Below are 22,761 nucleotides of genomic sequence, written 5' to 3'. Positions count from 1 at the left end.
GAGCGCGGCCCACCGCGCCGGGATCGGGTGTGTCCCGGCACCGTCCCGGCGAACGCCCCGCGCGGGCTTCCCTTCCGTTGCGCCATCGGCGCCGCCCAGACCGGCGGGCCGGGGCTCCGTCCTTGCCTTGGAGAGCCATGTCCGAGACGTTTCCGGTCAGTTCAGGTCCTGCCGCTCTTCTCGACCCCCACCCCTGCTCGCCCCGCCCCCGGATCGCCCCGCCCACTCCGCCGCACCGCTTCCGCAGCCGCATCGGCGTCGACCTCGCCGGTGGTTTCTATCCGGTGCCGCATCGCTATCGGCTCTATCTCTCCGCGAGCTGTCCGCTCTCGCTGCGCGTCTCCATCACCCTCGATCTGCTCGGGCTGCGGGACACCGTCGCCACCACCCTCGTCGGGCTCCCGGACGACACCCCCGAAGCGTTCGCCGCACTGCGCGGGGCCTACGAGGCCACCTGGCACCGCTACGGCGGACCGGTGGACGCGCCCGCGCTGTGCGACGGCTGGACCGGACGTGTCGTCAGCAACCACACGCCCGACATCCTGCGCGACCTCGCCGGCCACCTGAGCGACCACGGCGGACCGGGACGTCCCCGGTTGCGCCCGGCGCCCCGCGCCGCGGACATCGACGCCCTCCGTGAACTCCTCGACGAGGATGTCACCCACGCGGCGCGGCAGGCCGGGACGGCGCGCGAGGCGGAGTGCCGGGACGCCGCGCTGGAGCGGCTGCTGACCGCCCTCGGCCGACTCGACCGCAGGCTCGCGACCGCGCCGTACGCACTGGGGGACGAGCTGACCGCCGCCGATGTGGACCTGTGGGTGGCCCTCGTCCAGCTCGACACCGAGCACCGGCTCCGCCCGGACGCCGACGCCGCCCAGCGGGTCTCCCGCCATGGGCGGCTGCGCGCCTATGTGCGGCGGCTGCACGCCCATCCGGCCTTTCACACCACGATTCCGGAGGCCCTCCAGGACGACGTGTCCTGAGTTCGCGCCCAGGACCAGGCGCCCTGCCCGGCGGCTCCGCTCAGGGCAGGGCGGGCCGGGCGTCGCCGAACTCGTCCATCGCCCCGGCCACAATGGCCTCCAGCCGGGCGTGGTGGGCGCCACGCCAGTAGACCCGCTCGCAGACCGTGCAGCGGGCGAAGACCTCGTACGTGCGCCGGGTGCCGTGCTGGAGCAGCTCCCGGACCGACTCCTTGTCGGCGTCCTCCAGCGGGCCGTTGCAGGCGGTGCAGCGGGTCCAGGGCGCGAGGCTCGGGGTGAACCGGCCGAGGACGTCCCCCAGTTGCTCATCGGGGCGGTCGCTGTAGACATACGCCCCGGCCCACAGCTCACGGCGGCGCAACAGCCCCCGGTCGCGGGAGAGCAGCACCCGGCGCTGGGCGGCGGAGCGCGCGGCGAGCTCGGGGTCGCCGATGTCCTCGCTCTCGTACGCGGCGTCCACACCCAGCAGCCGCAGCCGGCGCGCGAGCGTGCCCAGGTGCACATCGAGCAGAAAGCGCAGCGGGGCGCCCGGCACCCGCTGCGGGCGGACGACCGGATGGACCTCCACGGTCTCCCCCGCGCTCGGCACATGCGAGACGGCGGTCTCCTCGCCGTTCACCACCAGCCGGCCGACCTCGGTGAGCGGGACCCCGAGCGACTCGACGACATGGCCGAGGGTGGAGGCGCCGTCGGTGACCACGGCCGTCCAGGGCCGGCGCCGCTCCTGGACGGCGAAGAATCGCAGTTCAGGAGCGAGACTGAGATGGATCTCGGGTCCGTTCACACCGCCAGCATGCCAGGCGCGCCCGGCCCGGGGCGACGGCGTTTCGGGTCCGGCCCCGGGCTTGACGATCATGGAAGCGACCACCGGCGGGAGGCGTCGCGCCAGGGTTCGCGGGCCACTCCCGCGTGATCGTCGGCCAGGGCGTCAGTCCGCCGGTGGCGCCGCTTTGGCCCGGTCGCGCCGCCGCTTGCGGCGCCATGCCACCATCCGCAGATACTCCTCGTACAGCACCCGGCCCAGCAGCGCACCGCCGAAGACCACGAATCCGACTCCGACCAGCCAGGACTGGACGACCAGGACGGTGCCGACCGGGCCGTAGGAGACGGCGTTGGAGGCGATCAGCGGGGAGAACACCAGCTGGGAGAAGACCCGCAGCCCCAGCAGCCCGACGCCGGTGGCCAGCGCGCCGGGCAGCAGGGCGCCCCAGCTGATCCGCCCACCGAGCAGCAGCCGCTGCGACCACCAGAAGAACAGCACTGTGCCCAGCACCGCCACCAGCACCCGCGAGATGCCGGGCTCCAGATGTGCGGAGAGCAGCAGATAGCAGATCAGCCCCACGAACCACACCAGATGGCGCCAGGCGGTGTGCCAGCGGCCGGCCGGAAGCTCCCACACCTTCTCGTAGCCGACCTGGAGCACCGTGCCGAAGCGCAGGCTGAAGACGGCCAGCGTGGCCAGACCGAAGGCGGTGGTGGACTCCAGCGCCTGCTTGGGCGGGGCGAACAGATGCTGCACCTCGTCCCGCGAGGTCGAGGAGAGCCCGAGGCCCTCGGCCAGCCACTGGGCGAAACCGAGCCGGTTCACCGGATCGGCCGCCGCGACCACGATCAGCAGGGGCACCAGGGTGAGAAAGCCCAGGGCGGCGAAGCCCATCGCGCGGTGCAGCAGCTCGAAATCGCTGCCCCGCCGCCATCCGCGTCCGATCGCGGACCGGTGGAACGCGTCCTCCATCCGCCGCCACCATCTGGGCCCCCGGGAGCCGGACGCGGACCGATGCTCGGACATACACCCACTCCCCTACCGGCGCCACCGGCTCAGCCCCCGGCAGGCGGGAACGCGCGCCGGGCGGCGCGCGCGCCGCGGGCCCCCCTCGGCAGGGGTGTCGGTCAGTACGGGTACGGGTGTCGGCCGGGCTTGTCCATCCATGCCTGGTACGCCTCGGCACCCATCTGCGCTGGACGCCCCGCGGTTCGATCGTTTTGTCCAGGAAATTTTCGTTTGATCCAGATTACCCGCCGAGCGCCGGCCTCTCACGCCGTGGCCATGACCGGGGCCCCGCTGTCCGCGTCGATGACGCTGACCCGGACGGCGGGCTCGCGCACCGTGTCCAGGCTGGCCGCGGCGTCCACAGCGAAGAGCACCAGAACGGGCCTGGCGGCCGTGCCGCCACCGTGCACCCCGGCGAACTGGAGGATGCGCCAGCCGCCGTCGTCCCAGTGGTCCAGCAGCGCGGAGCGCACCACGCGGGAGGCGCTCTGCCAGGCGCGCGAGCGCTCCAGCAGTTCGACGGTCGCGGCGACCGGGACCGCCGCCGGGGCACCGGTCGCGGCGAGCGGATGTCCGGCGATCCGCAGCCGCAGTCGGCGCAACGGCATTCGCCAGCGGCGGTCCGGATCGGCGGAGAGGGCCGTCAGGGCCGCCGCCGCGGCCAGGACCAGCCACAGCGCCGCGGCCGGACGGCGGGCCGCCGCGGTCCACCAGGGCTGCTGGGCCAGGGCCGCCGCGACCCCGCCCGCGAGAACCGCGGCGGCGCGGACGAAGGCGCGCCAGGTGAGGGGGGCGTCCTGCCGTGCCGTACAGCCGCAGGAGGAGCCGGGCGCGGCGGCGTGGGCATAGCCGAGATAGCCGAGGAAGCCCGCGCCGAGGAGGGCTGCCGCCGCTCCCGGGAGCGGAGTGGCGGGCGGCGCCAGCAGCGCGGCGGCGAGGAGGAGTTCGACCGCGCCGAGGGCGCGCAGGACGAGCGCGGCCCGGCCGCCGTCGCGCAGCAGCCGTGCGAGCGCGGTACGGGGCGCCTGCCGGGCGGTGCCCCGGCCGAACAGCTTGCCCGCCCCGGCCGGTCCGAGCACCCCGGCGAGCACCAGCGGGGCGAGGGCGCAGACCAGGGCGCTCACCGCCGCCTCCCCGCACCGGGCGCGACCGCGACCCGGACGAGGTCCACAGAGCCGTCGGACGGCCGCCACGCGCCCAGGACCTGGGCGCTCTGTCCGATGGTGAGCCGGGACAGATCGGCGGTGGGCGAGGCGTCGCCGTACGCGGCGCTGGTGGTCCGCGCCATGAGGTTGCCGACGATCTCGTGCTGCCCGTGAGCGAGATGCAGCCGGGTCTTCTCGATACCGCGGATGGTGGCGTGGAGGTTCACGATGTTGACCCACACGGCGTCGGCGGCGAGGGTGCCGTCGGGCAGGGGGAGGCCGCGGGCGTAGAGCCCGTCGCCGGTCTCGATGTCGGCCGCGGTGGTGGCCCGGGCCTTCCAGACGCTGGTGGCGTTCGTGACCCGCACGCGGGAGTGGTCGCCGTAGGAGCCCGCGACCTCCAGGACGTCGTGGTTGATCGCGGTGATCCGCCCCTCGGCGAAGGCGCTCTCGGCGACCGCGGGGTCCAGGGGGCGGATGGGTGCGGCGAAGGCGGCGTCGGCGTCCACGGCGCCCAGGGCGGTCGCCCCGATGACTCCGGTGCCGAGGGCTCCTGTGCTCAGGGCTCCCGTGCTCAGGGCTCCCGTGCCGATGACGGTGGCGCCGCGGAGGGCGGCGGCGGTGAGGAAGCGACGGCGGCCGAGGGGGTCGCCGGTTCGGTACGCGCTCATGGCCGTGCCCGCCTCATTCGAAAATGGAGACCGGCAGGGTGCCGGAGCTCAGGCTGCCGATGGCGGAGAAGGCGGCGGGGGTGAGGTCGATGACGCGGTTGGTGCGGCAGACCCCGTCGCAGCAGGTGGACTCGGAGCAGAAGCTGCGGGTGCGCGGGCCGCAGTCGCTGACGGTGACACAGACGCTCGCGCCCGAGCAGTCATGGCGCACCTTCATCACGGAGCCGCAGCCGCGCCGGGGTATGTCCTCGCCGCACAGGTCCGGCCGGGTGAGGTCCCAGCACGCCTTGGAGGCGTTGGGCCAGGCCGCCTGCAGGGCGCTGGAGCGGCAGGTGCCGCACGCTCCACCGCCCGCCGAGGCGCACGGACCCCAGGCGTTGCCACAACAGAACCAGGTGGCCTCGCCGTTCCAGAGCTTGGTCGATCCGCACGCCATGCCACTGTCCTCCCGGCTTCGGTCCGGCCCTCGCAGCAGCACCATCATCCGTGGGGCCGGGAACGGCCGCCACGGGAAGGCGTCCGGTCGGAGTCCGCGTCAGCGGCGGGGGGGCTCCACAACCGCTCGACGGTCGTGACGTGCTCTCCGTCGATCTGCCGTGCCCGCGTTCTCGCGCCCTGACCGGTCTTGATCCATGCTGTACCGACCATCAGTGAGCACACAGCGAGGTATGCGCGGATGCACCGTCCCCGGCCCACCCTGGAGAGCGTGGCGCGGCGCGCGGGTGTCTCGCGCGCCACCGTCTCCCGTGTCGTCAACGGCTCCACCAAGGTCGCCGAGGAGAGCCGGGAAGCGGTGCTGGACGCGATCCAGGAGCTGGGCTACGTCCCCAACCAGGCGGCCCGCAGCCTGGTCACCCAGCGCACCGACTCCTACGCGCTGGTCCTCCCCGAGGAGCCGGGCCGGGTCTTCTCCGACGACCGGTTCTTCCCGGGCGTGGTGCGCGGGGTGAGCCAGGAGCTGGAGTCCGCGGACAAGCAGCTCGTGCTGATGATGGCCCGCTCCCCCGCCAGCCGTGACCGCATCGAGCGGTTCGCCCTGGCCCGCCATGTCGACGGGGTCATGGTCGCCTCGATGCACGGCGCCGATCCGCTGCCGGCCGCGCTGGCCCGGATGGGCATCCCGGTGGTCTGCAACGAGCGGGTGCTGAGCCCGGCCTCACCGCCGTACGTAGGGGTGGACAACGCGGCGGGCGCGGCGCTGGCCGTGGAGCACCTGATCCGCTCCGGGCACACCCGTATCGCCACGGTCGCCGGCCCCCAGGACATGGTCGCCGGGATCGACCGGCTCTCGGGCTACCGGACGGCGCTGTCCGGGGCGCGGCTGGAGGCGTACGTCGCGGTCGGGGACTTCACTCAGGAGTCCGGGGCGGTCGCGATACGGGAGCTGCTGGACCGGGAGCCCCGGCTGGACGGGGTGTTCGTGGCCTCCGACCTGATGGCGATCGGGGTGCTGCGGGCGCTGCGCCGGACCGGCCGACGGGTGCCGGACGACGTGGCGGTGGTCGGCTTCGACGACATCGAGCCCGCGCGCTACACCGAACCCCCGCTGACCACCGTGCGCCAGCCCATCGGCGGGATCGGCCGCCGGCTGGCCCGCCAACTGCTGCGGCTGACGGCCGGGGAGACGATCGAACCGGCGCTGGTGTTGCCCACCGAGTTGGTGATTCGCGAGTCGGCGTAGCCGAGGGCATGACGGGGTGCCCCGCACCGCATCATGCCACCCCTCGGCGGAGGCGCCGCCACGGCTCAGCCGCCACCCGCATACCGCGGCAGCCACGCGCGAAAGTCCCGTTCGAACCCGTCGTAGCGGCGCCGCAGCTCGGCACCGGGCCAGTCCCGCGGCAGCAGCCGAGCGGGGAGGACGGGGTCGGCAAGGAGGTGCCGGAGGGCCGCGGCCGCGACAGTGAACCGTTCGGCCGGTTCCTCCGCGTCGTCCAGCGCCGCGCCGAGCAGCCTGGCCTGGCGGGCCCAGCCGTCCAGGTCCCACAGGCGCGCGGCGAGCTCGGCCGGATCGCCCTCCGGCGCGCCGGTGAACCAGCCGCACTGCTCGGCGGCGACATCCGGGCGCGGGTGGACGAGATTGGCGGGGCGCATCCAGGTGCCCTCGCGCAGTTCGGCCAGGCGCAGGGCCGCCATGGCCTGGCGGAGGGCGGCGCGCTCGGCCGCCTCGCGGCGGTCGGAGGTGACGATCGCGATCTCCCAGCCGCCGTCCCAGCGCCGGGTGCGGGGGGCGCGGCTGTCGTCCTGCCGTGCCTGGCGGGCCAGCAGGCGGTCGCTGAGCCGGTAGGTGCCGTCGTTCTGCTCCAGGTCACCGGCCGCGACCATACGGGTGAGCGCGACCCGGACGGTGCCCTCGGCGGTGCCGAAGAGCGCGCCGACGCGCACCAGCGCGCGGGCGGGAAGCTGGGGCGGGTGATGGCCCAGCAGGGTGCTGAGCACGATCGAGCGCGCGGTCAGCGGCCGCAGGGTGAGCGTTCCGGTGTCGGTGTCGGTGTCGTCCATGGCTACGCGAAACCCTATCCATTACAGTTCCGAATCGCGCATGATGGAAGTGTAAGACTCCCGCCTGCCCGCCCGCCCCACCGGCCGCCCGGTCCCGGGAGACCGCCGCGAACGAGGAGATGTCTGCCATGAGCGCTACGCACGAGGTCCTCAACCAGGCCCCGCCGCTCGTCGGCTTCAGCACGGCGGACGACCCCGCCCTACTGGAGGCCCTGCGGCGGGACGGCGGCGGCTGGGGCGAGCCGGAGGTGCGGGACCTGGGCGCGCGGGCCGGTTCCGCGGAGGTCCAGGACTGGGCGCGGATGGCCGAGGAGCACTCCCCGGTGCTGCAGACCCATGACCGTTACGGCCATCGCATCGACGAGGTCGAGTACCACCCCGCCTACCACCGGCTGATGGACGTCGCCGTGGAGAGCGGCCAGCACGCGGCGGCGTGGAGCGAGACCCGCCCGGGCGCCCATCTGGTGCGCGCGGCCAAGTTCTACGCCTTCGCGCAGGCCGAGCCCGGCCATGGCTGCCCGATCTCCATGACGTACGCCGCGGTCCCGGCGCTGCGCGCCGAACCGGAGCTCGCCGCCGTGTACGAACCGCTGCTGGCCGCCCGCACGTACGACTTCGGGCTGCGGCCGCCGCTCGCCAAGCGGGGCCTGATCGCGGGCATGTCGATGACAGAGAAGCAGGGCGGCTCGGACGTCCGCGCCAACACCACCCAGGCCGTACCGGACGGTGTCGGCGGGTACGTCCTCACCGGCCACAAGTGGTTCACCTCCGCTCCGATGAGCGATGTCTTCCTGACGCTGGCCCAGACGGAGGAGGGGCTCACCTGCTTCCTGGTGCCCCGGGTGCTGCCGGACGGCAGCCGCAACCCGCTGCGGCTGATGCGGCTCAAGAACAAGCTGGGCAACCGCTCGAACGCGTCGGCCGAGATCGAGTACGAGTCCGCCATGGCCTGGCGGGTCGGCGAACCGGGCCGCGGGGTGCGGACCATCGTGGAGATGGTCAACGTCACCCGGCTGGACTGTGTCATCGGCTCGGCGGCGGGCATGCGGGCCGGGCTGCGTCAGGCGCTGCACCACGCCGAGCACCGCCGGGCGTTCGGGGCCGAGCTGGTCGATCAGCCGCTGATGCGCAATGTGCTCGCCGATCTGGCGGTGGAGTCGGAGGCGGCCACGACGCTCGCGATGCGGCTCGCGACCGCCCTGGACCGCGCGGAGGCGGGGGACGAGGGCGAGGCGGCGCTGCGCAGGCTGGGGCTCGCGGTGAGCAAGTACTGGGTGTGCAAGCGCGGCTCCACCCACGCCGCCGAGGCCCTGGAGTGCCTGGGCGGCAACGGCTATGTGGAGGAGTCCGGCATGCCGCGCCTGTATCGCGAGGCGCCGCTGCTGTCGATCTGGGAGGGCTCGGGGAATGTCGCGGCGCTCGATGTGCTGCGCGCGCTGGGCCGGGAGTCGGGTGCGCTGGAGGCGTTCCTGGCCGAGGTCGACACCGCGGCCGGGGCCGACGCCCGGCTGGACGCGGCCGTGGACCGGCTGCGCGGACTGCTGCCGCGGCTCGCCGACCCCGAGCGGGCGCAGCTGATGGCGCGCCGCCTGGCCGAGCAGATGACGCTGGTGCTGCAGGGCAGCCTGCTGGTGCGGTACAGCCATCCGGCGGTCGCCGACGCGTTCTGCGCCTCGCGGCTGGACGGGGACTGGGGGCATGCCTTCGGCACCCTGCCGCCCGGTACGGACACCGGCCCGATCCTGGAGCGCGCCCGCCCGAAGGACGCGCGGTGACGCCCACGGAGGACGCGGGGAAAGCCGTGGACGCGGCCGGTGCGCCCCTTACGGTTCGCACGGAGCGGGAGGGCCCGGTCACCACGGTCGTGCTCTCCCGCCCCGAGGTGCGCAACGCCGTCGACGGCGCGACCGCCACGGCGCTGGCCGACGCCTTCCGCGCCTTCGACGCCGACCCGGCGGCGCGGGTCGCGGTGCTGTGGGGCGAGGGCGGCACCTTCTGCTCCGGCGCCGATCTGAAGGCGGTCGGCACAGCGCGCGGCAATCGGGTGGCCGAGGACGGCGACGGCCCGATGGGACCCACCCGGCTGCGGCTGTCCAAGCCGGTGATCGCGGCGGTCAGCGGCCACGCCGTGGCGGGCGGGCTGGAGTTGGCGCTCTGGTGCGATCTGCGCGTCGCCGAGGAGGACGCGGTCTTCGGGGTGTTCTGCCGCCGCTGGGGCGTCCCGCTGATCGACGGCGGAACGGTACGGCTGCCAGGGCTGATCGGCGCGAGCCGGGCGATGGACCTGGTGCTGACGGGCCGGCCGGTGCCGGCCGACGAGGCGTACGCCATCGGGCTCGCCAACCGCCTCGTACCACCGGGACGGGCGCGCGCGGAGGCGGAACGGCTGGCGGCCCGGATCGCCGGCTTTCCGCAGACGTGTCTGCGCTCGGACCGGGCCTCGCTGCTGGAACAGGAGGGGCTGCCGGAGGACGAGGCCATGGCGCGGGAGCTGCGCCACGGTCAGGCCACGCTGGCCGAGGGGCTGGACGGCGCGGCGCGGTTCGCGGCGGGCGCGGGTCGGCATGGGAGCTTCGGCGCGCCGTGACCAGGGGCGGGGCCGCCGCGGGGCGAGCCGAACGCCATGAGGTAAATGTCCTCCGGTAAACCTCGAAGCGCCAATATCCGGGTCCATTCCCCTATTCGGGGGAATCCCGGTGTTCACACGGCTGGCGGGCGCCTGTTCGGCGGAACATCTCCTCGTGAAGCGATGGCAGCGCGTATGGCGTGCGGGGGTCCTGACCACTGCCCTTGTCCTCGCCTCGGCGGGGGCGACAGCCCTGGCCGACCAGGACGGTGACGGTCCGGCGGCCGCGTCCGCCTCCCCACGGCCGACGGCCGGTGCCCGGCCCGGGACCGGGGGCCCGGACCACGGACCGCACGTCTGGGTGAAGATCCGGATCGGTCCGGGCCTGTGCGTCTGCGTCGCCGCCTCGGCGGGCCCGGTCGGCTTCTTCGCCCACTACGGCTGGTGCCCCAAGCCGAAGCCCACGCCGACGCCTACGCCTACCCCAACACCCACGCCCACCCCGACGCCGACACCGACCCCGACGCCCACCCCCAGCCCGTCCGCCACACCGACCCCTACGCCCACGCCCACGCGGACCCCGAGCCCCACTCCCACACCCACCCGGACGCCGCGGGTCCCTTCCCTCACGCCCTCTCCGCGGCTTCCCACGCCGGGGCCCACACCCGAGCCCGCGCTTCCGCTGCCGTCCCCGCCCCTGCGCACCAAGCCTCCGGCCTCACCCCCCACGCCGGTTCCCACACCGACCAGGACCCGTGCCGTCGAGGTGCACGCGTATCAGAAGCCCACGCACCAAAAACCCGACAACGGCACCTCCCTGGTCACCTTCACCCTGCTGCTCACCGCGCCCGCGGTCCTCGCGGCCGCCGCTCTCCGTCCCCGTTCGCGCTCCGCCGGGCGCGGCGGGCGGCGCGGCTGAGGGCTCACTGTCGAACCGCTTGGGAGGTTATGCATGCCCGAATGGCTGATTATGGTCCTGGTGATGGCCGGGACCTGCGCGGTCGTGGTCACCGGGGCGGTCCTCAACGCCCGCCGGCTCGGGGACGAGGACGATCCGGACGAGACCCCCGATGTCCTCGACTACATGATCATGATGATCGGCGTGGTCTACGCGATCGTGCTGGGCCTGGCGATCGCCGGTGTCTGGGAGGGCCGTTCCGCCGCGCAGGACGGGGTCCGTACGGAGGCGCAGGCGCTGCATGAGGTGGTCGAGCGGTCGAGCGTCTACCCCGGCCCGGTGCGCGACCGCATCCGCGACGACGTGGACGCGTATGTGGACCATGTGGTGCACACGGAGTGGAAGGTGATGATCGACAAGGGCGAGCTCACCGACCGCGGCGGCGAGCTGCTGGCCACCCTGCGCCGCGACGTCACCCTCGCGACACCGCACAGCGATCTCCAGTCGCAGGCGTATCAGCCGCTGGTGGATCAGGTGGCCGCCGTGGACGACGCGCGGAACGCCCGGCAGCAGAGCGCGGGGCCCACGATGCCCCATCTGGTCTGGTTCGGCCTGGTGCTGGGCGCGGCGCTGGTGGTCGGGCTGGTCTTCACCCTGCAGATCCGCCGCTCGCCCCGGGAGCTGATGCTCGCGGTGATGTTCACCGCGCTCATCGTCTTCCTGCTCTTCCTGGTGTGGGACTTCGACGCGCCTTTCGGCCGGTCGGTCGGCGATTCGACCACGGCCTTCACCGACTTGTTCCCCAGCGCACGGGGAGGGTCTTGAGCCCGTTCTGGAAGTTGGAGGTGAGCCGCACCGGCTCACCTGCCCGGCGTAGCCCCGGCAGCCGGTCCAGGGTGGCGCGCAGCATGGCCCGCATCTGGACGCGGGCCAGATGCGCGCCCAGGCAGACATGCGGTCCGAAGCCGAAGCTCAGATGGTCGTTGGGGGTGCGGGTGATGTCGAACCGGTCGGGGTCGGTGAAGACCGTCTCGTCGCGGTTGGCCGAGGCGTGGAAGACGACGACCTTCTCACCGCGCCGGATGAGCTGTCCGCCCAGTTCCACATCGCGGGTGGCGGTGCGCCGGAAGTCGATGACGGGTGGCCAGAAGCGCAGCATCTCCTCCACTGCCGGGCCGGTCAGCTCGGGCCGGTCGCGCAGCAGCCGCAGGCTCTCGGGGTGGTCGAGCAGGGTGAGCAGCCCGCCGGGGATGCCGTTGCGCAGCGTCTCGTTGCCCGCCACGGCGAAGAGGAAGAACATGTTCTCGAACTCGTCCCGGCTCAGCCCGCCCTCGCGCATCCGCGCCATCACACTGCCCGGACGGGGCCGCTCGGCGAGCGCGTGGGCGTAGGCGAACATGTCGGCCAGGGCCTCGCGGGAGCGCGGGTTCATCGGCCGGCCGTCGGGGCGTCGGGCCGCCGGGGCCGGTCTGCGGGCGAGGGCGGCGCGCCCCATGGGGCTCAGCTCCTCGATGGCCACGGTGGACGATCCGGCGTAGTCGGCGTCCTGGTAGCCGATGACCCTGCCGGCCCAGTCGAACAGCAACCGCCGGTCGCCCTCTGGGATACCCATCACATGGGCGAGGGTCCAGACCGGCAGATCGGCGGCGAGCTCGACGAAGTCGGTCTCGCCGCGCCCGGCCACGGAGTCCACGAGCGCCACCGCGCGCTCCTCGATGACCTCCTCCAGCTCCCGTACGGCGCGCGGGGTGAAGGCCGCGGCGACGATACGGCGGGTGCGGGAGTGGTCGGGCGGGTCCTGGTTGAGCATCATCGCCCGCACGAACTCCAGATCGGCGGGGGTGTCGGGGTCGCGGATCTGAGTGGCCCCGAGGTGGGAGGAGAAGACCTCGGGGGTGCGCAGGACGTGTTTGACGTCGGCGTGCCGGAACACCGTCCAGAAGCCGGGGCCGGCCGGCCAGGCCCCGACCGCGGGCTCCTCGATCCGGCAGACCGGGCGGGTGGTGCGCAGTTCGGCGAAGAGCGCGTAGGGGACACCGGCGGTGTAGGTCTCGGGAAGGAACGCCTCGACAGGGTTCACAGCCGAGACCGTACGGCGCCACCCTCCGGGCCCGTCAAGACGCCCGGAGCCCACCGGCCCCCTGAGCCCACCAGAGACCCCCTGAGCCCATCAGACGCCTCGACCCCACCGGACCCCGTGGGCCCACCGGACCCCGCGACCCCACCGGACGCCCCGGGCCCGCCGGAGACCGTGAGCCCGTCGGACGCCGTGCGGCCCCTACGGCACCGGCACCGGGAGGATCCGGCGCAGCGGATCCTCCGGCAGCCGGCCGTGGGCCTTCCACTCCCGGGGGTATCCGACCGAGACCTCCTGGAACTTCACCCCGTCCTCCACCGTGGTCCGGGGGATGTGCAGATGGCCGTAGACGACGGTCTCGGCCCGGAACCGCACATGCCAGTCGGCGGTCAGCTCGGTGCCGCACCACAGCGCGAAGTCGGGGTAGCGCAGCACCCGGGTGGGCAGCCGGGTCATCGGCCAGTGGTTGATGAGCACGGTCCGCAGCCCCGGGTCGACGGCCGACAGCCGGGCCTCGGTCTCGGCCACCCGGGCCCGGCACCACGCGTCGCGGGTGGGGTACGGGTCGGGGTGCAGGAAGTGCTCGTCGGTGCAGACCACGCCCACCTCATGGGCGTGAGCCAGCGCGGCCTCCTTGGTGGCCATGCCGTCGAGGCGGAAGGTGTAGTCGTAGAGCAGGAACAGCGGGGCGATGACCAGCGGTCCGCCGATGCCTTCCCAGAGGGGGTAGGGGTCCTCGGGGGTGACGATGCCCTTGGCCCGGCACATCTCCACCAGCGCCTCGTAGCGCGCCACCCCCCGGACTTCCAAGGGGTCCTTGGGATGGGTCCACAGCTCGTGGTTTCCCGGTGACCAGATGACTTTGGCGAAGCGCTCGCTCAGCAGGCCGAGGACCTCCTCGATCTCGGAGAAGACCTCGCCGACGTCCCCCGCGACGATCAGCCAGTCGTCGTCGGAGCCGGGCCGCAGCCGCTCCACGATCGCCCGGTTCTCCGAATAGGCCACATGCAGGTCGCTGATTGCGAGGAGTTCGCCCCCGTGGGTGCCACCCATTGTCTCTCCTGTCGTACGGTGGCGGTCATGACGCGGTCGCGGTGCTCACGCGCCGCGGGACGGGCCGGGTGATCACCGGACCGTCCCTGGCGCTAGCCTCGCAGATGTGGTGGACAAACTCCCTCCGTCTTTTGAACGGGGAACCGACGGACCCAAGGTCATCGTCGCCGGACTGGACGGTTCCGAATCTTCCTGGCGTGCCACGGCCTACGCCGCCGGACTGGCCAGACGCCAGAAGGCGCTGCTCGTCGTGGTCTATATCCAGCCGGTGCTGGCCGCCGGGGCGGCGCTGGGTGCCTCGGTGGCCGACACCACGGGCGAGGTGGCCGAGGAGCTGATGACGGAGATGCGGGAGGCCACCGAGCGGCTGCGCGGGGTCTTCGACGTGCGCTGGGAGTTCCACACCTTCCGGGGCGATCCGTACAACGGCCTGGCCCAGGCGGCCGATGAGCTGAAGGCCGACGCCGTGGTGGTGGGCGCGTCCGAGCAGGCCGGGCACCGCTTCATCGGCTCGGTGGCCGTACGGCTGGTCAAGGCGGGCCGCTGGCCGGTCACGGTGGTGCCGTAGGGCCCCTGCCGGCTCGCGGAGCCCGGCGCGGTGAGGCACGGTGGGAGAAACGAACGGACCACCCCAGGGACCGGGGAGACTGCCATGGCCCACACCTACCGGGTGAGCGAGATCGTCGGCTCGTCCACCGAGAGCGTCGACGACGCGATCCGCACCGCCATCGGCCGTGCCTCCAAGACGTTGCGCAATCTTGACTGGTTCGAGGTCGGTCAAGTGCGCGGGCATATCGAGGACGGCCGGATCGCGCACTACCAGGTGGGGCTGAAGGTCGGATTCCGGCTCGAGGACCCCGACTGACCCCGGCCGGGCCCGCGGCACAGCGGGCACGGCCTCGGCGGTCGCGTGCTCAGCCACGGGGCACGACGGTGGAGAGCACGGACGGCAGCGGATACCAGTCGGCGGTCGCGAAGCTGGCGTGCCGGGCGGCGAGTTCGGACACCCGCGTGCGCGCCTGGTCCTCGGTGGGGCTGGTGCCGTCGATCGCGGGCGCCACGTTGTGCGCGTCCGTCATGATCAGCAGGTAGTGGCGGTCGTCGTACCAGGCGGTGTCCACACCGCTGGTGACATACGTCGACGCGTCCCCGTCGAAGACCACGAACCACGGCCGGAGGGTGGCGTCGGTGTAGCGGGTGCGCGGGTCGCCCGAGGCGGCGCCGTGGACGGCGGGGAAGGCTGCGGCCTGACCGAGCTTCCCGGCGGCGGACAGGTCCCGCAGATGGGTGGCGTACTCACGGTCGGTCCACAGCGAGTCCAGCGGGTTGTTCTCCTCGACGGTGCCCGGGATCAGCTCGACGACGAACTTGCCCGCGAGCGCGGAGCGGGACGGCCAGCCGTCCGCCCGCACCGCCTCGTCGAGGTTGGCGTGGCCGCCCACCACATCCGCCGGGCGCAGCAGCGCGTCGCCCAGGGTGGCGCTGAGGAGGGCATCGAGGTCGCCCGGGCCGCGTCCGCTCTTGCCGTAGAAGCCGTCCTTCATCTCGACCTTGATGAAGACGGGACGGTGGCCCGGATGGGCCTGGTGCCAGGCCCGCATGTCGGCGAGGCAGCCGGTCAGGCTCTGGTCACGGGGCTTGGTGCGCAGCTCGTCGGGGCCGGCGGCGTTCTCGCAGTTGTTGTCGTTGCCGAGCGGATTGCCGTGCGAGACCCGCCAGCCGGCGCCGAACGCATTGGTCCACACATCGAGTTCCAGGAGCGAGGCGCCGGAGTCCAGCGCGTCGGCGAAGTACGGATACTTGCCCTTTTCGTACGCGTTGTGCACCCCTACCGAAGTGGTGGCGGAATAGGACGGATCGTCCGCGGCGGCGGGCCGGGCCTCCGCCGGTGCCGTCAGACACAGTGCGGCGGCCGCCGCGGCGACCGCCACCGTCCCCGTGCGCCGGGCATGACCGCGCGCCGGATTCCCCACCCTGCCCATGTGTCCCCACCCTCGTCGACAACCCGACCAACTGGGCAGAAGCGTACGGGAGTCGCGTCACGGGTTACGAGGGGCTATGGGTCACAGCGGGACGGGCCCCGCGGCGGTGCTGCCGCTGAGCCCGTCTCATGTGCCGCGTCTCACACGGCTGGGGGCCGTTCCCCACCCGGCCGACGCCCCGGCCGGGGCCCTTTTCGGGGTCAGGGGATCGGCGGGGTAAGGGGCTCGGGGTCAGGGTCGCTCCCCCACACCGGTCGTCGCGGCCTCGCGCGGCCGTCCGCCGGGCAGCTTGGCGGCCAGCGGGGCGGTCTGATCCATACCGGTGCCGCGCCGCAGCCCGGTGAGGAACTCCCGGAGCGTCTCGACGGCGGTGTGCCGGGGCCGCCAGCCCAGTTCCTCCTGGGCACGGGTGGTGTCCATCAGCGGGAGCCGCAGGGCCGCGTCGAAGAGCTGGGGCGAGGGAGGCAGCAGACGCAGATGCCAGGCCGTGGCCATGGCCGAGCGGGCGGCGACGCGCGGGATCCGCACCGTCCGTGCGTCGAGGAGGCCGGCCAGGGTCTCGCCGTCGACCGGCGGTTCGGCCGCGAGGTTGAAGGCGCCGCGCACCTGCCGACCGAGCGCCAGGCGGTACGCCTCGGCGGCGTCGTCGGTGTGCAGGACCTGGAGGCGCAGCCCGGGCAGGTCGAAGACCGCGGGCAGGAAGCCGGCGCGGATCAGCCGCCGGGGCAGGAACGGCCCCATGAACAGCCGGCGCTGCTCGGCCGCCGCCTCCTCCTTGAAGAGGAAGCCCGGCCGCATCCGCACCACCCGGATCTGCGGATGCTCCCGTTCGAAGGTGTCGAGCACCCGCTCCACATACGCCTTCTCACGGCAGTACGCGGCCTCCGGCCAGCCGTGGGTGGGCCAGGACTCGTCCACCGGGCGGCCGTCCTCGGGGCCGGGTGAGTAGGCGCCCACCGAGGAGGCGTACACCAGCACCGGCACCTCGGCCCGCGCCACCGCCTCGAACACGCGGATGCTGCCGAGGACATTGGTGTCCCAGGTGACGGCGGGCCGGTGGCTGGGCTGGATCAGCCAGGCGAGGTGGACGACCGCGTCGGCGCCCTCGAAGTGCCGTACGAGATCGGCCTGGGCACCGGCGTCCCGGCCGATGTCCGCCCGTACCCAGGTGGTCTTCGGCGGCGACCAGTTGGGCACCCGGCGGGCGACGCCCACGATCGACTCGATGTCCGGGGCCTCGCCGAGCGCACGGACGACGCTCGTACCGGCGTTACCGGTGGCTCCGACCACCACCACGCGCATGCCCTGCTTGATGCCCATGTGTCCGCTCCTTCCGGCCGCGTCGTGTCCTCGGCCGTCCCGGGGTCCTCGGCCGTCCGCCTCCTCAGCCGGCCCGGCCGACCAGCTCGCGCGCGGCCGCGACGATCGCGTCCGCGTCGATCCCCGCGTCGCTCAGTTGCTCGTCGGGGGTCGAGGAGCCCGGCATCGTGCGCAGTGCGAGCCGGATCGTCCGGGGCGCCGGGCGGCCGTCGCCGAACGCCCCGAGCACCGCGTCGCCCAGTCCGCCCTCGGGGTGGTGGTCCTCCACGGTGATCAGCCGGCCCGTCACCTCGGCGGCGGTGCGCAGCGTCTCGGCGTCCACCGGCTTGACCGAGTACAGGTCGATGACGCGGGCGGGGATGCCCTCCTGGGCGAGCCGGTCGGCGGCCTCGATGGCCTCGTGCAGGGTGACCCCCGCGCCGATGAGGGTGACCTGGTCGTCGTCGGTGGCGCGGACGACCTTGGAGCCGCCGATGGGGAAGCTCTCGGTGGGCGGGTAGATGACCGGCGTTCCGCCGCGGGTGGTGCGCAGATAGCGGATGCCGGACTCCGCGGCCATGGCCGCGGTCAGCTGGGCGGTCTGGTTGGCGTCGCATGGGTAGAGCACCGTGCTGCCGTGCACCGCCCGCATGGCCGCCAGGTCCTCCACGCCCATCTGCGAGGGGCCGTCCTCACCGATGGCCACCCCGGCGTGGGAGCCGATGAGGTTGAGGTCCGCGTCGCTGATGGCGGCCATCCGGATGAAGTCGTAGGCGCGGGTGAAGAAGGCCGCGAAGGTGGAGACGTACGGGTTCCAGCCGCGGGCCTGCATGCCGACGGCGGCGGCCACCAGTTGCTGCTCGGCGATGAAGAACTCGAAGTACCGCTCGGGGTGTTCCTTGTGGAAGTACTCCAGGCGGGTGGAGTCGCCCACCTCGCCGTCGAGCGCCACCACATCGCCGCGGGCGGTGCCGACGGCGGCCACCGCCTCGCCGAACGCGTCACGGGTGGGGACCGAGTCGCCGGTGTTGTAGCGCGGCAGGACCAGCGGGCCCTCGGCGAAGGGCCGGGTGGGAGAGACCGAGGGCGGGCCGAGCACCGGCACGGCCAGGTTGCGTACGCCGCCGAGTTCGGCGATGGCCTCCTCCGGGTTCTTCAGCGGCTTGCCGTGCATGCCCTCGCGGTTCTCCACCGAGGCGACGCCGCGGCCCTTCATGGTGCGGGCGATGATGGCGGTGGGGCGGCCGACCGTGGACAGCGCCTCGGCGTAGGCGCGGTCGATGGCCTCGATGTCATGGCCGTCGATCTCGATGGTGTGCCAGTCGAAGGCGCGGATGCGCCGCGCGTAGGCGTCCAGGTCCCATTCATGGCGGGTGGGGCCGCGCTGGCCGAGCCGGTTCACATCGATGATGGCGGTGAGGTTGTCCAGCCGCTCATAGCCCGCGTGCTCGAACGCCTCCCACATCGAACCCTCGGCCATCTCGCTGTCGCCGCACAGCACCCAGACGCGGTACGGCAGGTGGTCGAGCCGCTTGCCGCTCAGCGCCATGCCCACGCCGTAGGGCAGGCCCTGCCCGAGCGATCCGGTGGCCACGTCCACCCACGGCAGCCGCGGGGTGGGGTGGCCCTCCAGCCTGCTGCCACGCTTGCGGAAGGTGATGAACTCCTCGTCGCGGAGGGCCCCGGCCGCCTTGTAGACCGAGTAGAGCAGCGGGGAGGCATGGCCCTTGGAGAAGATCAGGTGGTCATTGCCCGGACGCTCGGGCTGCTCGAAGTCATAGCGCAGATGGTTTCCCATCAGGACGGCCATCAGGTCCGCCGCCGACATCGACGACGTGGGATGGCCGGACCCGGCGGCATCGGCGGCGCGCACCGAGTCCACACGGAGCTGCTGGCCGAGCTCGCTGAGTTGTTCGTGTCGCATTGTTCTCCTTCCAGGTTTCGCCGACGGTCAGCCGCGACCCGCCCGTACCGTCTGCGCGACCTCGGGCGATTCGGTGTCCAGCGGCACCGCCCACGGCGGGATCACCCCGAGCTGCACCGCCTGACGTGGCAGCACCGCGTCGAGCAGCCAGTCGGCGGCGACCCGGACCCGGTTCCCCGGCATCGCCATCAGGTGATAGCCGCGGGTGACCGCGTTCGCGATCGGCCCGGACAGCGGTATGTGCAGCGGGTCCGCGGCGGCCTGCACCCCGCCGAGGTCGACGGTGAACCCGAGGTCATGGTGTTTGTACGGTTTGGGGTCGCCGCGCCCGAGGGAGGCCAGGACGTTGTGGGCCGCGACCTTTCCCTGCCGGTGGGCGTGCTGTGCGGTCATCGGGGTGAACTGGCCCGGCCGGGTCAGATCGGGTACCGCGGCGGCGTCCCCGCAGGCCAGCACCTCCGGATGGCCGGGCACGGCCAGATACTGGTCGACCCTCAGCCGGCCGCGTTCGGTCGGCAGCCCGAGCTGCTCCACCAGCGGGTCGGGGCGCACCCCGACACACCAGATCAGCGACCGGGTGTCGATGAACTCGCCGTCGTCCAGCCGAACGCCCTCCGAGGTGGCCTCCTTGACCGTGGTACGGGTGCGGATCTCCACGCCCCGTTTGCGCAGCACCCGGTCGGCCGTGCGGGACAGCTTCTTGTCCAGCTCCGGCAGCACCCGGGGCGCGATGTCGACCAGCAGCCAGCGGGGCCGCGGCGCGTCGCGCAGCGTGGTGTTCTCGCGCGCGAGCGAGTCGGTGAAGAGCACCCCGTGGGCGGCCACCTCGGTGCCGGTGTAGCCGGCGCCGACCACCACGAAGGTGCGGCGGGCGGCCCGCTCCCGCGGGTCCTCACTGGTGCCGGACATCTCGATCTGCCGGGTGACGTGGTCGCGCAGGTAGAGCGCCTCCGGCATGCCGCGGAAGCCATGGGCGTGCTCGGCCACACCGGGAATCGGCAGCAGCTTGTTGACGCTGCCCACGGAGAGGATGAGGCGGTCGTACGCCATCTCGGCGGTCCGTCCGTCCGGGTCCCGCCAGGAGATCCGGCGGGCGTCCAGGTCCACGCCGTGAACCTCGCCCAGCACCAGCCGGACATGCGGCAGGGTGCCGGTGAGAGAGACCGAGATCCGGCGGGGCTCCAGGACCCCGGCCGCCACTTCGGGCAACAGCGGCAGATACAGGAAGTAGTCATTGGGGTTGATCAGGACGATGTCCGCGGCGCCCCGCAGAGTGCGGGAGAGGTCACGGGCGGCCTGATAACCGGCGAAACCGGCACCGACGATCACTATGCGTACTGGGCTCACACGAATCTCCCGGGCATACGGGGCCAGGGAGCACCAAGTGCCCGTGAGAGTCCGGACCAAACGTCGGGCCCACGCGGCCCCGCCCCCGGGACCGCGTTCCGGAGGGTCCCGGTACGGTCCGGGGGCGGGGCCGCGGTGGGTCAGCGGCGCCGGCGGGCCGTCTGCGCGTCGACCGGCTCGTCCCAGTCGATGCGGTAGCCGGTCAGCCAGTCGGGGGCGCCGTTGCCGGCCCGGTCCAGCTTGCGCGGCATGGTGGCATCGCGCAGGGCCCGCGCCACGGGTCCCGGCGCCGTGCGGCGGGCCATGCCCGCGCTGCCCGCGGCGACCTTCTCGACCCGCTCCCGGCGCAGCGCCTCGTACGCGGCGAAGGCCGACTGGGGCGAGCGCAGATCGCGCAGGCATTTGGCGAGCACGACACCGTCCTCGATGGCCATCGACGCGCCCTGGGCGGCGTTGGGCGCGCAGGCGTGTGCGGCATCGCCGACGATGACCATGGCCTCCTCGGACCAGGTGGGGGTGGAGACGATGTCGTAGGCGGCGGTGGCCACGATGGCGTCGCTGGTGGCGCGGACCAGGTCGGCGGCGGGGGTGTTGTCCTCGGCGAAGAGCTTCAGCAGCCGCTCCCGCCACTCCTCGGCGGTGATGGCGGCGAGCTCACCCTTGGACATCTCCTCGGCGGGAGCGTTGCAGAACCACCACACCTCGCCGTCCGGGGCGGTGGTGCAGCCGAAGAACGCCTGCTTGCCGAAGATCATGGTGTAGGCGTCCGGGTCCGGGGGCGTCTCGGCGTCACGGGTGTAGCCGCAGACGGTGTGCTGTCCGGTGTAGCGGGGCCGGGGCGCGGCCGCGTCGATGGACCTGCGGACGAGCGAGTGGATGCCGTCGGCGCCGATCAGCACATCGCCCACGGCGCGCCCGCCGTCGGCGAAGGAGCCGACGATCCGGCCGTCGGGGCTGGTGTGTGCGGCCAGCAGCCGCTTGCCGTGCTCGATGCGCACTCCGCGGCGCACCGCCTCCTCGCGCAGCACCCGGGCGAGGGTGGCGCGTTTGAGGGTGACGGAGCCGAGGCCACCGTCCTGCGATCCGGACATGGGCCGGTTGCCGAGCCGCTTGCCGGTGTTGCTGATGAACTCGACGCGGCCGACCGGGAAGGAGTTCTCCAGCACCGGTTCATGGGCGTCGATGGTGCGCAATGCCTCCAGGCCGTTGGCGGCGACGACGAGGAACGCACCCGCGTCGGTGGCGTCCGTGGGGTACGTCTCGTAGACGACCGCGTCGATCCCGGCTTTCCGCAGGGCCATCGCGGTCACCGTGCCGGCGATGCCGCCACCGATGATCAGGGCTGTGGTCATGGTGCTCCGTGACGTGGCGTGGGGTGGTCGTGTCATGGGGTTGCGACAGCACCATATGGCGGACCGGAGCCCCCCGGGTCAAGACCGGCAGTTCAACTGCCCTGCGGCGGGCGGCATTTGGGACAGCTCCGGCAACCCGCCACGTGAGCGGCCCGCTACCTGAGCCGCCCCGCTACCTGAGCCGCCCCGCTACTTGAGCGGATCCGCCACATCAGCGGCTCCGCCACGTCAGCGGTCCCGCTTACTTGAGCAGCCGGGACAGCCGCCGGTCGGCGAGCGGCTTGCCGCCGGTCTGGCAGGTGGGGCAGTACTGCAGCGAGGAGTCGCGGAAGGACACCTCGCGGACGGTGTCCCCGCACACCGGGCACGGCTGCCCGGTGCGGCCGTGCACCCGCATGCCGCCGCGCTTCTCCCCCTTGAGGTCGGTGGCGGCCAGACCGCGGGAGCGCTCGACGGCGGAGCGCAGCGTGGCGCCCATCGCCTCGTACACCCAGGCGATCTCCTCTTCGGTGAGGTCCGAGGCGAGCCGGTAGGGCGACATCCGGGCGGCGTGCAGGATCTCGTCGGAGTAGGCGTTGCCGATCCCGGCGATGACGCTCTGGTCGCGCAGCACCCCCTTGATCCGGTGGCGTACGCCGCGCAGCAGCCCGGCGAACGCCTCCAGGGTGAAGGAGTCGTCGAGCGGGTCCGGGCCCAGCCGGGCGATCCCGGGGACCTCCCGCGGGTCGCGGACCACGTACACCGCGAGCCCCTTGCGCGTCCCGGCCTCGGTGAGGTCGAACCCGGAGCGCTCCGGACCGGCCAGGAGCAGCCGCAGCGCGAGCGGGCCCTTGCCGGGGCGGGGCGGGGCCTCGGGGAGTCCGTCCCGCCAGCGCAGCCAGCCCGCCTTGGCGAGGTGGACGACCAGATGGGGGCCGTCGGTGGCCAGGTCGAGGAACTTGCCGTGGCGGGCCGCCGCCGTGATGGTGTGGCCTTCGAGCGCGCTCGGCGGCGGGTCGTAGGTCTTCAGGACGCTCACCGCGACGGGGAGGACACGGGCGATCTCCCGGCCGGCGGCGCGCTCGGCCAGGATCGCGGTGAGGGCCTCCACCTCGGGCAGCTCCGGCATGCCACCAGTGTGCCGCAGGGCGGAGGTGATTCACCCGGGGCGCCCCGGAGGGGGCCGGTTACCACCGGCGCACCGCTCCGGGC

22 protein-coding genes are annotated in these 22,761 nt (G+C 73.2%); 8 read left to right on the top strand and 14 right to left on the bottom strand.

Annotated elements, in window-relative coordinates; all coding sequences use genetic code 11:
• Positions 1 to 137 precede the first annotated feature (137 nt).
• A complete protein-coding gene (locus CGL27_RS42790; protein ID WP_119992920.1) occupies positions 138 to 983 on the top strand; it encodes a glutathione S-transferase C-terminal domain-containing protein in 846 nt (281 codons plus the stop codon).
• 40 nt (positions 984 to 1,023) lie between these two features.
• On the opposite strand, the gene CGL27_RS42785 is transcribed toward CGL27_RS42790, so the two are convergent.
• The 5 genes from CGL27_RS42785 to CGL27_RS42765 form a co-directional block, all read right to left on the bottom strand.
• Positions 1,024 to 1,767 (bottom strand): Mut7-C RNAse domain-containing protein, encoded by a 744-nt coding sequence (locus tag CGL27_RS42785; protein WP_119994829.1) that lies wholly within the window; start codon positions 1,765 to 1,767, stop codon positions 1,024 to 1,026.
• 144 nt (positions 1,768 to 1,911) lie between these two features.
• Positions 1,912 to 2,718, bottom strand: a complete 807-nt coding sequence (locus CGL27_RS42780; protein ID WP_240451049.1) for a ribonuclease BN — start codon at positions 2,716 to 2,718, stop codon at positions 1,912 to 1,914.
• Between the two features lie 299 nt (positions 2,719 to 3,017).
• Positions 3,018 to 3,878: a MauE/DoxX family redox-associated membrane protein gene (locus tag CGL27_RS42775; protein ID WP_119992916.1), complete on the bottom strand. Its 861-nt coding sequence runs from the start codon at positions 3,876 to 3,878 to the stop codon at positions 3,018 to 3,020.
• Entirely contained in the window at positions 3,875 to 4,570 is a 696-nt protein-coding gene (locus CGL27_RS42770) for a cell wall protein (RefSeq protein WP_078639039.1), read from the bottom strand. The genes CGL27_RS42775 and CGL27_RS42770 overlap by 4 nt, the downstream gene beginning before the upstream one ends.
• Positions 4,571 to 4,583: 13 nt before the next feature.
• The gene (locus CGL27_RS42765; protein WP_078639040.1) at positions 4,584 to 5,006 is read right to left on the bottom strand and encodes a septal ring lytic transglycosylase RlpA family protein; all 423 of its coding nucleotides are present in this window, start codon (positions 5,004 to 5,006) and stop codon (positions 4,584 to 4,586) included.
• A 240-nt stretch (positions 5,007 to 5,246) separates the two neighbouring features.
• On the opposite strand from CGL27_RS42765, the gene CGL27_RS42760 reads away from it, so the two are divergent.
• Positions 5,247 to 6,251 carry a LacI family DNA-binding transcriptional regulator gene (locus CGL27_RS42760; protein ID WP_119992915.1) on the top strand — a complete coding sequence of 335 codons (1,005 nt, stop codon included), beginning with the start codon at positions 5,247 to 5,249 and terminating at the stop codon, positions 6,249 to 6,251.
• A 65-nt stretch (positions 6,252 to 6,316) separates the two neighbouring features.
• On the opposite strand, the gene CGL27_RS42755 is transcribed toward CGL27_RS42760, so the two are convergent.
• Positions 6,317 to 7,072: a PaaX family transcriptional regulator C-terminal domain-containing protein gene (locus CGL27_RS42755; protein ID WP_119992913.1), complete on the bottom strand. Its 756-nt coding sequence runs from the start codon at positions 7,070 to 7,072 to the stop codon at positions 6,317 to 6,319.
• A gap of 128 nt (positions 7,073 to 7,200) precedes the next feature.
• On the opposite strand from CGL27_RS42755, the gene CGL27_RS42750 reads away from it, so the two are divergent.
• The 4 genes from CGL27_RS42750 to CGL27_RS42735 all read left to right on the top strand — a co-directional run bounded on the left by CGL27_RS42750 (position 7,201) and on the right by CGL27_RS42735 (position 11,361).
• A complete protein-coding gene (locus tag CGL27_RS42750; RefSeq protein WP_119992911.1) occupies positions 7,201 to 8,847 on the top strand; it encodes an acyl-CoA dehydrogenase family protein in 1,647 nt (548 codons plus the stop codon).
• Entirely contained in the window at positions 8,844 to 9,659 is an 816-nt protein-coding gene (locus CGL27_RS42745; RefSeq protein WP_240450831.1) for a crotonase/enoyl-CoA hydratase family protein, read from the top strand. The genes CGL27_RS42750 and CGL27_RS42745 overlap by 4 nt, the downstream gene beginning before the upstream one ends.
• A gap of 154 nt (positions 9,660 to 9,813) precedes the next feature.
• Positions 9,814 to 10,557, top strand: coding sequence for a hypothetical protein (locus CGL27_RS52620; RefSeq protein ID WP_240451086.1), 744 nt, complete (start codon positions 9,814 to 9,816; stop codon positions 10,555 to 10,557).
• Between the two features lie 33 nt (positions 10,558 to 10,590).
• Positions 10,591 to 11,361, top strand: coding sequence for a DUF4239 domain-containing protein (locus CGL27_RS42735; RefSeq protein ID WP_119992909.1), 771 nt, complete (start codon positions 10,591 to 10,593; stop codon positions 11,359 to 11,361).
• On the opposite strand, the gene CGL27_RS42730 is transcribed toward CGL27_RS42735, so the two are convergent.
• Both CGL27_RS42730 and CGL27_RS42725 read right to left on the bottom strand, forming a co-directional pair.
• Positions 11,324 to 12,616: a cytochrome P450 gene (locus tag CGL27_RS42730; protein ID WP_119992907.1), complete on the bottom strand. Its 1,293-nt coding sequence runs from the start codon at positions 12,614 to 12,616 to the stop codon at positions 11,324 to 11,326. The genes CGL27_RS42735 and CGL27_RS42730 overlap by 38 nt on opposite strands.
• Before the next feature lie 198 nt (positions 12,617 to 12,814).
• Positions 12,815 to 13,666, bottom strand: a complete 852-nt coding sequence (locus tag CGL27_RS42725) for a metallophosphoesterase (RefSeq protein ID WP_078639046.1) — start codon at positions 13,664 to 13,666, stop codon at positions 12,815 to 12,817.
• Positions 13,667 to 13,772: 106 nt separating this feature from the next.
• Between CGL27_RS42725 and CGL27_RS42720 the strand changes: the two genes are divergently transcribed.
• Complete coding sequence (locus CGL27_RS42720; RefSeq protein ID WP_078639047.1) at positions 13,773 to 14,234, top strand: universal stress protein; 462 nt, start codon at positions 13,773 to 13,775, stop codon at positions 14,232 to 14,234.
• Between the two features lie 84 nt (positions 14,235 to 14,318).
• Complete coding sequence (locus tag CGL27_RS42715) at positions 14,319 to 14,531, top strand: dodecin (RefSeq protein ID WP_078639048.1); 213 nt, start codon at positions 14,319 to 14,321, stop codon at positions 14,529 to 14,531.
• 49 nt (positions 14,532 to 14,580) lie between these two features.
• Here the strand turns inward: CGL27_RS42715 and CGL27_RS42710 are convergent, their stop codons facing one another.
• The 6 genes from CGL27_RS42710 to CGL27_RS42685 form a co-directional block, all read right to left on the bottom strand.
• Positions 14,581 to 15,648, bottom strand: a complete 1,068-nt coding sequence (locus tag CGL27_RS42710; RefSeq protein WP_119992905.1) for a phosphatidylinositol-specific phospholipase C domain-containing protein — start codon at positions 15,646 to 15,648, stop codon at positions 14,581 to 14,583.
• A 231-nt stretch (positions 15,649 to 15,879) separates the two neighbouring features.
• Positions 15,880 to 16,968 carry an NAD-dependent epimerase/dehydratase family protein gene (locus tag CGL27_RS42705; protein WP_119992903.1) on the bottom strand — a complete coding sequence of 363 codons (1,089 nt, stop codon included), beginning with the start codon at positions 16,966 to 16,968 and terminating at the stop codon, positions 15,880 to 15,882.
• Positions 16,969 to 17,032: 64 nt separating this feature from the next.
• On the bottom strand, positions 17,033 to 18,871 hold the full coding sequence (locus tag CGL27_RS42700) for a transketolase (RefSeq protein ID WP_119992901.1): 1,839 nt from the start codon (positions 18,869 to 18,871) through the stop codon (positions 17,033 to 17,035).
• A 27-nt stretch (positions 18,872 to 18,898) separates the two neighbouring features.
• Complete coding sequence (locus CGL27_RS42695) at positions 18,899 to 20,218, bottom strand: NAD(P)/FAD-dependent oxidoreductase (protein ID WP_078639052.1); 1,320 nt, start codon at positions 20,216 to 20,218, stop codon at positions 18,899 to 18,901.
• Between the two features lie 140 nt (positions 20,219 to 20,358).
• Complete coding sequence (locus tag CGL27_RS42690) at positions 20,359 to 21,570, bottom strand: NAD(P)/FAD-dependent oxidoreductase (protein WP_119992899.1); 1,212 nt, start codon at positions 21,568 to 21,570, stop codon at positions 20,359 to 20,361.
• Between the two features lie 241 nt (positions 21,571 to 21,811).
• On the bottom strand, positions 21,812 to 22,678 hold the full coding sequence (locus CGL27_RS42685) for a DNA-formamidopyrimidine glycosylase family protein (protein WP_119992897.1): 867 nt from the start codon (positions 22,676 to 22,678) through the stop codon (positions 21,812 to 21,814).
• Positions 22,679 to 22,761: the final 83 nt, after the last annotated feature.

This window comes from Streptomyces sp. 11-1-2 (assembly GCF_003595545.1).
In the GTDB taxonomy this organism is placed as follows: domain Bacteria; phylum Actinomycetota; class Actinomycetes; order Streptomycetales; family Streptomycetaceae; genus Streptomyces; species Streptomyces hygroscopicus_B.
This window is presented reverse-complemented; position numbering and strand designations above follow the sequence as displayed.